This is a genomic window from Oceanospirillum sanctuarii, from assembly GCF_002150805.1.
Taxonomy (GTDB): domain Bacteria; phylum Pseudomonadota; class Gammaproteobacteria; order Pseudomonadales; family Halomonadaceae; genus Oceanospirillum; species Oceanospirillum sanctuarii.
In genome coordinates, this window is sequence record NZ_MTBA01000011.1 from 1 (window position 1) to 13,018 (window position 13,018).

Annotated in this window: 9 protein-coding genes; 2 read left to right on the plus strand and 7 right to left on the minus strand. The window is 52.0% G+C overall.

Features of this window, described 5'->3' with window-relative positions; genetic code table 11:
* Nucleotides 1-109 precede the first annotated feature (109 nt).
* The 3 genes from BV405_RS15235 to BV405_RS15250 form a co-directional block, all read right to left on the minus strand.
* Nucleotides 110-592: a GNAT family N-acetyltransferase gene (locus tag BV405_RS15235; RefSeq protein ID WP_086481758.1), complete on the minus strand. Its 483-nt coding sequence runs from the start codon at nt 590-592 to the stop codon at nt 110-112.
* 532 nt (nt 593-1,124) lie between these two features.
* Nucleotides 1,125-2,228, minus strand: coding sequence for a TRAP transporter substrate-binding protein (locus BV405_RS15245; RefSeq protein WP_245832354.1), 1,104 nt, complete (start codon nt 2,226-2,228; stop codon nt 1,125-1,127).
* 232 nt (nt 2,229-2,460) lie between these two features.
* Nucleotides 2,461-3,906 carry an FAD-binding oxidoreductase gene (locus BV405_RS15250; protein ID WP_086481760.1) on the minus strand — a complete coding sequence of 482 codons (1,446 nt, stop codon included), beginning with the start codon at nt 3,904-3,906 and terminating at the stop codon, nt 2,461-2,463.
* Between the two features lie 691 nt (nt 3,907-4,597).
* Between BV405_RS15250 and BV405_RS15255 the strand changes: the two genes are divergently transcribed.
* The gene (locus tag BV405_RS15255; protein ID WP_086481761.1) at nt 4,598-5,548 is read left to right on the plus strand and encodes a LysR family transcriptional regulator; all 951 of its coding nucleotides are present in this window, start codon (nt 4,598-4,600) and stop codon (nt 5,546-5,548) included.
* Entirely contained in the window at nt 5,548-6,378 is an 831-nt protein-coding gene (locus tag BV405_RS15260) for a helix-turn-helix transcriptional regulator (RefSeq protein WP_086481762.1), read from the plus strand. Before BV405_RS15255 ends, BV405_RS15260 begins: the two co-directional genes overlap by 1 nt.
* Here the strand turns inward: BV405_RS15260 and BV405_RS15265 are convergent.
* The 4 genes from BV405_RS15265 to BV405_RS15280 form a co-directional block, all read right to left on the minus strand.
* Nucleotides 6,375-8,660, minus strand: coding sequence for a bifunctional diguanylate cyclase/phosphodiesterase (locus BV405_RS15265; RefSeq protein ID WP_086481763.1), 2,286 nt, complete (start codon nt 8,658-8,660; stop codon nt 6,375-6,377). The genes BV405_RS15260 and BV405_RS15265 overlap by 4 nt on opposite strands.
* 243 nt (nt 8,661-8,903) lie before the next feature.
* Nucleotides 8,904-10,061 carry an alpha-hydroxy acid oxidase gene (locus tag BV405_RS15270; protein WP_176330183.1) on the minus strand — a complete coding sequence of 386 codons (1,158 nt, stop codon included), beginning with the start codon at nt 10,059-10,061 and terminating at the stop codon, nt 8,904-8,906.
* A 225-nt stretch (nt 10,062-10,286) separates the two neighbouring features.
* Nucleotides 10,287-11,051 (minus strand): 3'-5' exonuclease, encoded by a 765-nt coding sequence (locus BV405_RS15275; protein ID WP_086481765.1) that lies wholly within the window; start codon nt 11,049-11,051, stop codon nt 10,287-10,289.
* 2 nt (nt 11,052-11,053) lie between these two features.
* Complete coding sequence (locus BV405_RS15280) at nt 11,054-12,988, minus strand: DUF294 nucleotidyltransferase-like domain-containing protein (protein ID WP_086481766.1); 1,935 nt, start codon at nt 12,986-12,988, stop codon at nt 11,054-11,056.
* Nucleotides 12,989-13,018: the final 30 nt, after the last annotated feature.

Sequence of the window (13,018 nt, forward strand, 5' to 3'; positions counted from 1 at the left end):
CTGTACTCTCCTGATCTGTACTCTCCTGATCTGTACTCTCCTGATCTGTACTCTCCTGATCTGTACTCTCCTGATCTCTAACACCTGCTCTCAACCACCTGATCTGCTGTTATTCAGCGGCAAAGCTCTTCAGCGCATCGCCGGTCAGACGATAACCCACCCACTCACTCTGCGGCTTGGCACCGAAAGACTCATAAAAGTCGATGGCAGGCTGGTTCCAGTCCAGAACATTCCACTCAAAACGACCACAGTTTTCCGCAACTGCCTTCTGTGCCAGATGCTTCAGCATCACCTTACCTGCGCCGCAGCCACGGAATTTTGGTGTGATGTACAGGTCTTCCAGAAAAATACCGTACTGCCCCAGCCAGGTGGAGAAGTTGTAGAAGAAGATCGCATAGCCTGCTACCTCACCATCTACTTCGCAGATCAGGCTGAAAGCTTTTGGCTCATCACCGAACAATGCCTGCTCCAGTTGCTGCGGGTTGGTTTTCACCTCATCAGGGGCTTTCTCGTAAACCGCCAGTTCAACAATCATGTCAAAGATACGGGAAACATCTTCACGGGTAGCGGGACGAATCTGAATAGCGGACATAAAACACTCCTAAAATGGTGACTGACCGGATGACTAATGCCTTAATTTCCTGAACTAAGCTCTTAACTCTCGTAAGCAAAAGCTCTTAATTCGTGTAAACAAAAACTCTCAATTCGCTAAAAAGGACTCTTAAGCAGTTGAAAAGCCAATGGATTCTAACAGAACAGGCATTCGTTTTTTTATTTTGAATAAGCGGACCAACAACATAAGACAGCTCTGAAATAAAAGACACAACCTCCGGCGGAAAGGACGCAGCATCGATAAGCCGTGTCGCCTGTGTCGAAGTTTTGCCGGGCATAAACTCAAACAAAAAAGCCGGTGCTCATTTACAGAGCACCGGCAAAGGTCATAGGACTGATTCAACAGCCAAAAAGGGACAGCCATGCAAGCTGTCAAAATCCTTCGGTCCGGCAGACCTCAGCGAAACCGCTGAGAACGGGAAGACAGCAGACCGAAGTAACATCAGTGCAGCGCTAACTCCGGTGGCAAAGCCTGAAACAGGGAGTTTTCAGCTTAAAACCACCGGCGATAATTAAAGCTCTGCGCCTGAGGTATTACGTGGCAGGAAGGCGTGTTTTTCCCACAGGTCATACTGCTTACGGAAGCCATCCAGATCGGTCCAGACTTTCTTGAAGAAGTCGTTTTTCGCACTCTGCTCTTCAACTACTTCGTTCCATGCCGTGTTGTAAGCAGTCAGAATCTCGTCGCTCCAGTAGCGGATCTCAACACCGTTCTTCTTGGCATTTGCCAGCACTTCAAACTGCTTGGCTTCACCTTCCGCCAGAGAGTCGGCAACAACAGCTTTACAGGCGGTTTCCACCAGAGCCTGCTGCTGCTCGTCCATTTTGTTCCAGACTTTCTTGTTGATCAGCAGTTCCTGCATAGAGGTCTGCTGGTGCCAACCCGGGAAGTAGTTGTACTTAACGATTTTCTGGAAGCCCAGCATCTGGTCAACCTGAGGCAGGGAGAACTCAGCTGCATCAATTGCGCCTTTCTCCAGCGCGCTGAAGATCTCGCCCGGAGCGATCTCAACGGTGCCTACGCCCATTTTGTCCATGACGTTAGCGCCCAGACCATAGAAACGCATGTTCAGACCTTTCAGGTCTTCCACGGTGTCGATTGGCTTGGCGAACCAGCCGGAAGTTTCCGGAGGAATCATGCCACAAGGGATCGCATGTACGTTGTAGCCGGAAGTGTCATACATCTCCTGGTGCAGCTTACGGCCGTTGCCGTAGTACATCCACGCCATAAACTCACTGGCTTCCGGACCAAAAGGTACAGAAGTGAAGAAAGCTGCAGCCGGCATTTTGCCCTGCCAGTTTGCAGAAGCGGCAAAACCAGAGTTCACTTTACCGGCGGATACCGCATCCAGAATTTCAGATGGTGCAATCAGTTTACCCGGATCATAAACCTTCATGCGGATCGCACCACCACTGGTGGCGTTCAGAATGTTAGCCAGTTTCGTTACCGGCGTACCCACTGCAGGCAGCTGGGTTGGGAAGGCGGTTGGGGTTTTCAGCAGCATGCGGTCTGCCGCCTGAGCCTGTGTGGCACTCAGGGCAACCGGTGCCAGTACAGCGGTCATACCAATCGCTTTGGTCAGGGTCTTCACGGTGGATTGCTTATCCAAAATCATTATCGTTGCTCCAGCATTCGATCTTTAAAGGGTTCTTTTCTTATAAGTTTTGTTTGCGTTTTTAAGCCTTGAGCACCGCAGCAGTCATGTAAGCCTGGGCGCTCTTTAGCTTTGAGCAGCACTCTTTAACCTCAGGAGAAGCATTCTTTAACCTTGAGAGAAGCAGAGCGCTTCCCTGGCCAACGGGTGATCGGCCAGGTTGTTGAAAGATTTTTAATGGTCTATTCGGAACTTAAACGACAGGATCAAAAATCTTTCCGGGATTCATGATGTAATGCGGATCCAGCGCCAGCTTCATCGACCGCATCAGGTCAACGGACTCGCCGCGCTCCTGCAGCAGGTAGCCTTTTTTACCGAAGCCGATGCCGTGTTCGCCGGTGCAGGTACCTTCAAGCTCCAGCGCTTTAGCCACAATCGCTTTCGACAAAGCCTTACCACGAGCCTGTTGCTCAGCATCGTTTTCATCCAGCAGGATAAGAACGTGGAAATTGCCATCACCCACGTGGCCGACAATCGGGCAGGTCAGGCCGGAAGCGATCGCTTCCTGCTCAGCATACAAAACCGCTTCCGCCAGACGGGAAACCGGTACACACACGTCTGTGGTCAGTACAGATGCGCCGGGCTGCAGAGAGAGCCCTGCGAAGTAGGCCTGGTGACGTGCTTTCCAGAGGGCGTTGCGCTCTTCGGTGCTCTCCGCCCATTTAAAGGCGCTGCCACCCATAGAAGCCGCCAGATCTTCCACCAGCTCAACCTGCTCTGCCACAGAACCGGCTGTACCATGGAATTCAAAGAAGAGAGTGGTTTTCGGCTCAAAGCCTTCCAGCTTGGAGTAGCCGATACAGGCCTGCATCTGCAGTTCGTTCAGCAGCTCAATACGGGCGATTGGAATCGCACACTGCATCACAGAGATCACGGTATCGACAGCACTTTGCAGATCATCAAACTGGCAGGTTGCGGCCTTGATGGTGTCCGGGATCGGATGCAGACGCAGCTGAATTTCGGTGATCACACCTAAAGTACCTTCTGCACCTGTGTACAGGTGTGTCAGGTCGTAACCGGCAGAACTCTTACGGGCACGGCCACCGGTTTTAATAATGCGGCCATCAGGGGTAACGACGGTCAGGCCGATAACGTTTTCACGCATAGTGCCGTAACGAACGGCGTTGGTGCCGGAAGCACGGGTAGACACCATGCCACCGATACTGGCGTTGGCACCGGGATCGATCGGGAAGAAGATACCATCGTAGCGCAGGGCCTGATTCAGCTCTTCACGGGTGACACCCGCCTGAACACGGCAATCCAGATCTTCCGGATTGGTTTCCAGAATCTGATTCATCTCCGACAGATCCAGAGAAATACCGCCTTCCAGCGCCATCAGATGACCTTCAACAGAGCTACCGGCACCATAAGGCACCACAGGAACACGGTGCTGATGACACAGCGCCAGCACCTCTGCGACTTCTTCATTGCTGTGTACCATGGCAACCGCATCCGGTGCCATGCAGCCGTAACTGTCTTCGCCCTGACCGTGCTGATCACGCACCGCCTGTGCGGTAATCAGACGATCACCCAGCAGCGTCTGCAGCTGTTCGATTACCTGTGAACGGGTGGCCTGATCGGCATAGTGAAAAGCGGCCGTTTGGCCGGATTGGATCGACAGTTTGTCCGCAGAGGTCATGGGTAGCTCCTGATAGCTCTTGTTCTGAGTGCAGTGTTGCTTATTGCCATCGGCATGATTGCAAAACGAAGAGGTTTGCAATCACGAGGGCGCAATCGTGCTCAGCGTTAATGAGTGCTTAGCGTTCTTATGGCGTTTCCTCTGCATCCATCACGGGATGTCAGGGTCGGCTCACTTCTTATAACTCCCGCCAGCTCTCAGGCTGCAGGAGCGGGTGACAACAACCTTATGACAGGGGCTGATCACCACAGTTAGGGTCAACTGATAATAGAAGCTCCCAATGCGGTAAAAAAATTATTTATTGGAATCCAGTCATTCATAAAACGAATAATTAAATGATGACATTTGAGTAAAATATCTATATTTTCTCAACCCCATACAGAAGAAAGCTCTGATATAGCTGTAAAACTACGCCAATCCGCGGGCTTCAACAGCAAAATCAGACTTTTTATAGCTGCCGATAAAGGTTGCTGATATGGTAATCATTCGGTATAGAAATACTAAACAAGCGGTGACCGACGGGGTTTATCCCTCAGTCCGGCCAGAAAGACTTGAACTGCCAGAGCGCTGAAATGCTGCCGGAGCAGAAAAACTAATACACATTAAAAGATCTGATTAAACAGACAAAAGAGCTAACCCAACACTGCCGGCAAGCACCCACTTGTCACCCTGCGAACGATAGTGAAACCCTATGAACGACAGCCATAACCTTAGCCAGCGCCTGAGCCGGGTAAACCTGAACCTGCTGGTGGCTTTCCATGCGCTCTATCAGGAGCGACATCTGACCCGTGCGGCTAACCGCATCAGTCTGAGTCAGCCCGCCATGAGTCACGCCCTGAAAAAACTCCGCAGCCAGTTTGATGATGAGCTGTTTATTAAAACCTCGGAAGGCATGCAACCGACGCCGCTGGCCAACCGGCTGTTTCAGCGGATCGAGACCGGCTTACTGCAACTGGATGAAGCCATTGTCAGCAGTCACAGCTTTATTCCGGAGAAAGAGGTCAGAGAGTTTCGCATCGGCATCACGGATTTTATGATTAATGAGCTGGTGCCCTATCTGGTGCGGGCAGTGAACGAGCAGGCTCCGGGCATCAGTTTTAATATCCTCTATACCAAAATTTCCAGCCCTGAGATGGCCTATAAGCTGCTGCAGGAGCAGGAGCTGGATCTGGCGATTACCCAGTTTGAATACCTGCCGCAACATACCGGCTGTTACGAGCTGCTCTACGAAGATCAGCTCGTGTGCGTCGCTGATGAGGGCGTTTACGGTGACCGTGAATCCCTGAGCGCAGAAGAGTTTCTGGCACCGCCCCACGTCGCCCTCTCTCACCGTGAGGATGAGCCGATTCTGGTGAACCGTAAGCTGATCTCCTTAGGCATGAAACGTAAGGTGGTGGTTAAAACCCCTTATATCGCAACCCTGCCTGCGATTCTGAGCGGTACCAATATGATCACGGTGATCACCGAATACGGCGCCCGTCTGATCTGTCCGGAATCTCCCCTTAAGGCCTATCAGATGCCGATCGACTTCGATCCGCTTTATGTCTGCCAGATCTGGGAAGGCCGTAAGGCGGACGACCCCGGCATTCACTGGTTGCGCACTGTCGTACGCAACTGCCTGCAGGAAAGAGGGCTGAACTGATGACCTCTCATGAAAATGCCAAAGGCGCTCAATACCTCTACTACACCGATCAACCAGACTGGCAGCAACTGGACAGCCTGATTGCTATTCGACGTGCCCTGCAGGAGCTGGTAAAGGGCATCGGCTTTGATACTGCAAGCCTGATCTATGCCCCTGTGGGCGAACTGCCAAACCGAACCCCGGGACCGGTTTATCCATTGGTAACCGTCGGCAATGACAGCTTGCGTTGGCTGAAGCAATGGCGGGAACGCACCGAGCACACCGAAGATAATCCGTTGAGCCACCGGCTTTCTCCCACCTGGAAGCATACGCTGCAGCACACCCTGCCCCAGCGTTTCGATCTGGCACATCCGGAAAAATGGAGCAAGAACCTGACCATGGCAGATCAGCGTTGGCTGAGTGCTTTATACGAATATGGATTTCAGGAGTTATGTGTAACACCGGTTCATTTCCCCGGCCGGGAATATGTAGCGCTTTCCTGCCTGTCTCACCGCAGCAATCCGACTCCACCGGCATTCTCGGAACAGACTCAGGCCAACCTCCTGTACAGCACTCATCGCCTGGCTCACATCTGTCTGCAGCCGGAGTTCGCTCAGCTGCGCCAGAATGATGGCGCAACGCCCTTGTTGTCGAAACGGGAACAGGAATGTCTTTACTGGGCGGCACAGGGGAAGTCTGCCGTGGAAACGGCCTCAATTCTGGCTCTTCAGCCTGAGACCGTAAGGACTTATCTGAAGGCACTACTGAAAAAGCTGCAGGCAGATAATAAGCCGCAGGCGATCGCTATCGCCTACGAGACAGGATTATTGGGCAATCGGGCAACGAACTAATCGTTGCCCTTACAGTTGCAGAGAAACGTCTTAAGGTCTTCCGGTTTCATCGGTTTGGCGTAAAGATAGCCCTGGAAGCGGTCGCAACCGAAGCGAGACAGAAGATCCGCCTGCGCCTGTGTTTCCACCCCTTCCGCCAGAACCGCCATCTCATAGTTTTTACCGATAGCAATAATGTTCTGCACCATCTTACGGGCAGCATCGTCATTCAGGATATTATCGACAAAACTCTTATCGATCTTCAGCTCATCCACCGGCAGGGTACGCAGCATACTGAGTGAGGAGTAACCGGTACCAAAGTCATCCATAGAGACCTGAATCCCCATATCATGGATCTGCTGCAGCAGCGGCAGTATGTAATCCAGATCCTCAATAAAGAGGCTTTCGGTGATCTCAAGTGAGATAAACACCTTACTCAGACCGGATACCTCAATGGCATCCAGCAGCAGCGCCATAAAGTTGGCCTGCATAAACTGGCGTACAGAAACATTGATGGAGACATGAAACTCAAGTCCGGTTTCCAGCTGAGCCTGTTTCATTTCACTTAATGATCGGCGCAGGACAAACTCTCCCAATCGCGGCATCAGGCCTGACGCCTCAGCAATGGAGATAAACTGATCCGGCGGAACAAAACCCAGCTCTTCATTCTGCCAGCGCACCAGAGCCTCAACCCCATACAGCTTGCCGTTGCTGTCGATCTGCGGCTGATACACCATAAAGAGTTCGTCGTTATCCAACCCCTTGCGCAGCTGCTGCTCCACCACCAGTTTATGCAGATAGCCCGACTGCATCTCGTCCGCAAACACCCGCACGCTGTTCTTGTGCTTTTTGGCTTCGTACATAGCGATATCAGAAGCCCGTAGCAAGCTGTCCAGATCAGTGCCGTGCAGCGGATACTTGGCAATACCGATACTGGCACCCAGAGTAAAGTTGATCCCTTCCACCTGATAAGGGCGAGACAGTGCGGTAATAATGCCTTTGGCCAGAGGCAGCAAAACCTTGTCATCGGTTTCATGGATAAAGATCAGGAACTCATCTCCCCCCTGACGGATCAGGGTTGCCTGAGAGGGAGCATTTTCCTTAAGCCGAGCCGCCAGTTCCTTCAGCACCTCATCACCAAACTCATGGCCGAAGCTGTCGTTAACACTCTTAAAGTGATCCATATCGACAAAAAGCACACTGAACTCAGGAGGGTTTTCCTGACTCAGCCACTCCTCTTTATGCATCGACAGATAACCACGGTTCGGCAACTGAGTCAGAGGGTCGTGACTGGCCTGATAGATCAGATCCTGACGGCGCTGATCTTCTGCGGAAGCGATCAGTCTGAACAGTCGATAGATCACCAGCTGCCCCAGTCCAAAGATCACCAGATAGGAGAAAAAGCTCTCAAAGAAGTCATCATAGATCTTGGTCAGCTTGATCTCAGAAACCGTCCATAGCTGATACTTCTTATCAAAGCGGGCAACACCGACACTTTTCCAGTCGTTGGTTTTAATGCGGAAAGAAACCATGCTTTCGGTCTCTTTCAGTGATGCCAGAGAGACACCGGATTTTTTCAGCAGACTGCTGATCGCACGCTGCATCGCTTCAGCTTTGACCGGTTTGGAGTAGGCTAACTCCATATCAGCCCCTTCTGAAGAGTGGTATTGCGGATAGTGGTCGGCAGCCCGTAGCAAGGTAACCCGGTTGTACTTATCCATGTGGATATCGTTACTGAAAAAGCGGGAAGCCCCTTTAATCCGCAGGCCTGCGGTCATCACTGCCAACACCCGGCCATTCTCATCCCGCACCGCCTTACGGATCGGAATCACCCATTCATTAAGCGCGCCCATATAGTAGGTACGGCCCAGAACCATGGAGTTAGATTCCAGCGCCCGCTGAAAAGAATCACGACTGGCCTGCTGCTGTAGCAGGTTAGGTAAACGGCTGGGGTTCAGATTCGAGCTGATAAAGGTCAGCTTGCCCTGAGGGTTGGCCAGACCAAAACCGACAATGGCCGGATTCAGTGCCAACAGCTGATCCAGTAACGGCTTGGTTTTAACGGTATCGGTAAATTCCGGATCTTTAATCAGCTCAGAACCCAGAACATCGAGAATAATTTCCTGATTCACAAACAGAGAGTGACTGGCATTACTCACCAGATCCACCAGACTCTCCTGCTTCAGGCGATAGCTTTCATTGATATTCAGCCAGCGGTAATAGGAGATGGCGATCAGGAAGAGCAAACTACCGCCAAACAGCAGAATAAAGAGCGTCCAGATGTTTTTGCGAAGTAGTGCCATAGCGGGTCCGTCGGTAAAGGCCTGAAAACCTTAAGGCTCAATACCTTAAAGCGCCCATGAAACAAGATGTTACAAACTTACCGGAGCTTGATAATTCAGTCCAGAAATCCATTCATAAGAATTGTAAATCATAAAAAAGCGGTAACCCTCAGAGAGTTACCGCTTTTTTAATGGAGATCACAAATGTAGGTATGCTTTTGGAAACTTTGTAACAGATGCTTCAGAAAAAGCCTGATTAGTGCATCAGGCGATCTTACGAATATGCTCTGGCCCGATCTGATCAATCGAGGAACATCCCGCCAGAATCATGCAGCGTTCAAACTCTGTTTTCAGCAGAGAAAGTGCTTTAGTCACCCCTTCTTCGCCACCGGCGGACAAACCACGAACGTAAGCACGTCCAAGACTGCAGGCGTTGGCACCAAGAGCCAGCGCTTTAAAGACATCGGTTCCGCGACGGATACCGCCATCGACAATAATCTCCATCTCAGGGCCAACCGCCGCACGCACCTCTTCCACCAGCTCAATCGGTGCAGGAGTGCCATCCAGCTGGCGGCCACCATGATTGGACAGAATCACGGCACTGGCACCGATCTCTTTCGCTTTTACTGCATCAGCAGCCGACATAATGCCTTTGATCGCAAAAGGACCACCCCACTGTTCCACCATATTCCGGGCGTCATTCCAGGTCAGGTTCTTTTTGAACAGCTTACTCATCGCCTCAACAAAAGCGTGAGAATCACCCAGAGAGACCTTGGGCAGCTGAGGAAAGTTACCCATATTGGCACCATCACTCAGCATGTACTGCAGCAGCCACTTAGGGCGCCTCATGTACTGAAAGGTAGATTTCACCGTTAACGTCGGCGGAATACTCAGACCACTGCGGGCATCACGTTCACGGTTACCGCCAACAATGGTATCGATAGTCAGCACCATGGCTTTAAAGCCTGCGGCTTTTGCACGGCGATTCAGATCCGATGCCAGCTGTTCATCATCCAGCACGTAAACCTGAAAGAACTTATTACCGTCACTACTCTCAGAAATCTGCTCCAGAGAACGATTAGAGAACGTCGATGCGGTATAAGGCACACCGAATTTGCTGGCTGCACGGGCACCAGCCAGCTCAGCATCTTTCGGGCACATCATGCCGGAAAAGCCGGTAGCGGAGATATAAAAGGGCTGACTGGTGTGACATCCCATAATGCGGGTCTGAGTGTCGATCCGGCTCACATCCTGCAGCGCCTTAGGCACAATCTGATAGCGCTGAAAACCGCTGCAGTTTCGGGACAGGGTGACCTCATCATCAGCACCACCTTCAACGTAGTCATAAACCGGCGTCGGTACTTTTTTGGCAGCAAGACGCGCCAGATCATCAATGTTGATGCAGGATTTCAGATTACGCATGGGATTCAGTTGCCTTCTTATTTCAGTTAACGCCACGGGAAGCATCCGGTCTTCCTGTGATCCGATAGGGTCGGCAAAATCATACGGTCTGATGGCGAGAGTTCAGATACCCCTCTTTGGGTGAACCCTACGAAAGCTGGCTTTGAAAAGGCTACCCAAGGCGAAAGTAGCCACTTACCCGCTTATCTTGAGATGAAAAAGTTAGCGCTTCTAAGGGAGAAAGAATCAGTGCCAGATCAGGCGCACCGGATCATCAGGATTAAAACGATCGGCAATCTGTGCCTGCAGCAATTCCGCTGAAGCCAGCGCATCGGTCAGGGCATGGTGAGGGGCATAATAGGGCAGATGATAACGGGTTCGGCTATCCGCCAGTCGAATGGAAACCGGCTTTTTACCGAGCAGTCGGGCGAACCAACCCAGCGGGTGATGACGATGAATACGGGCTTCAAGCTCCATCGTATCCACCACGGGAAAAGTCACGCCCTCCCCGATTCGCGCCTTAAGTGCCGCATGCAGAAAAGGCTGTTCAATGCCTCTGTGATGCACCACAGCCACGCGACCTTTCAGGGCTTCCAATAACTGAGGCAACACCCGACTCAGATCCGGTGCATCATCAATATCCGAGTGGGTAATACCGTGAATAACCACAGACTCCGCACTCAGCGGTTTTCCGGGATCGAGAATCCAGTGCCGGGCCTGATTGCAATAGATCCGCCGAAGCGTAAAAGGCACTAGGCCTATGCTGACGATACCGTTCTTTTGCGGATTCAGCCCCGTGGTTTCAAAATCCATCGCCACAAAAGGCACCTGATCCAACGGGGTTTCCGGATCAACACAACCCGCCTGATAGAAATCCCTCAGCAGGGGATGCTTTGCCTTTTGGGCCAGATGCTGAAAACGATCCGGCCAGGCTTCCGGCAAACCGCCTTTCAGCTCCCGTTGCCCATCAGGATTCAGGTGTTTATTCCGGTCGGGAATCAGATGCAGCATGGTTAATTCGCCCGATTGGGTTGATAACGGAATTTCAGGAATTTCTGGGCATCACTCAGAATCTGGAAGGCTTCTTTCAGATTCCGGCGCTCAAAGTGCGACATATTCTCCGGTTCAATATTGTTATCCGGTTCCTGCTCGCCTTCAATATCCAGCGCCTGATGGCGGATACGCACCATGGAGATAAACTCCATCGCATCCCTAAGATCCGGCCCGCGATCCGGTGGCAGAATCTCCGCTTCGATCACATCATCCAGACGATCAAAGGAGTTCTGTGCACGGGAACCCACCGCAAGGGCATGTACCCGAATAAGATCCGCCAAAGGTGCCGTCCCCCGGCGTTTCAGATTGATCGAGTTTTTGTGCTGACCATCCTGTTCCATGACAAAAGTCTTGAAGAAGCCCAGCGGCGGCGTACGGTTCAGCGCATTGCGCGCCATACACGCCAAAAAGCGCTGACTGCGACGGGCACGACGACTGACCAGCGCCTGCAGCTGATCCGCCCACTCAGTACGCCCCCAAACGCCATCCAGATCGAAGAAGATATTGCTGTTCAACAGGGATTCCGGTGTCGGATTGTCGATCCAGTCGATAAAGTACTGCTCCCAGACCGACTTCGGCTGGCGCCACTTAGAGTTGGTTGCCATCACATCGCCGGTGCAGTAACTGTACCCGCAGGCCGCCAGCCCATCACAAACAAAGGTTGCCAGCTGCCTGAAGTAATCATCGTGAAGTGCCGGATCAAAGCTATCATCCAGCACCATGGCGTTGTCCTGATCGGTCACAATCAGCTGCTCATCCCGGGCCATAGAACCCAGCGCCATAAAGCAGTAGGGCACAGGTGGCGGACCTAGCTTCTCTTCTCCCAGCTCCAGAAGGCGCTGTTTGAAACTTCGGCCAATAACCGCCATCGCCGAACCCACCATGCGCGAATTAGCATCTTCGTTCACCATACGCACAAAGCTTGCCTGCACATCCGCATGCAAAGCCGCCAGTTCTTCTACCGTTTGCTGACGAAAAATACTGCTGACCACAAAGAGGCTGTTGCGGGATTCATAGCGCACCAGATCCGACAGGGCAATAACACCAATCGGACGGCCTTTTTTCAGAACCGGCAGGTGGTGCACATTGGTTCTCAGCATCATCAGCATGGCTTCAAAGACATACTCATCGCTGTTAATCATCACCAGCCCCTGAGACATAATCTCTTCCACCGGCGTATCAAAGGGCAGCCCCTGAGACACTACCCGGGTTCTCAGATCACGGTCGGTGATAATGCCACAAACCTTATGTTCGCTGCCGTCACTGGATGAAACCAGAGCCTGTTTAAAGTCATAGGGCTCATCTTCATCATAGGGTTCGCTGGCTTCAGTCTGCAGGATCAGCAGGGAAGAAACCCCTTCATCGGTCATCAACTGCGCCGCTTGCTGAACCGTGGCTGCACAGGAGATCAGCACGGGTTCACGGCCGATCAGCGTTGTAATTCGCGAGGTGAGCAGCTCATTGGCATCTTCCCGACGGGATACAGCCTGACGCAAGCGGGACTGATCGCCCACCTCGAAGAAATCCGCAAACTCTTCATGCTCATCAAACATCGGACGAAAGACCGACTCCGGCATAAAGTAGATCAGGCTGTCTTCAATCGCCTTAACGGGAAAACGCACCTTCTGATTCATCAAAAGACTTTGATAAGCAAAGAGACCGCCTTCACTCATTCGGTTGTAGAGTTCACCGTTGCGGCGGTAGATCTCAACCGCACCACTGCGCACAAAACAGAGATCGGTCACGGCATCGCCCACATCAAGAATCTGGCTGCCCGCTTTGTAATAAGCGATCTCAACATTTCGACTGAGCTCTGCCAGCGCCTCTTCCGGCAAGGATTTAAAGGGCACAAACCGACGCAGAAATTCGTAAATTTCAACCTGTTCAACTTCCATTGCTCACCCCCACCTTCGGTTTATCCGCCG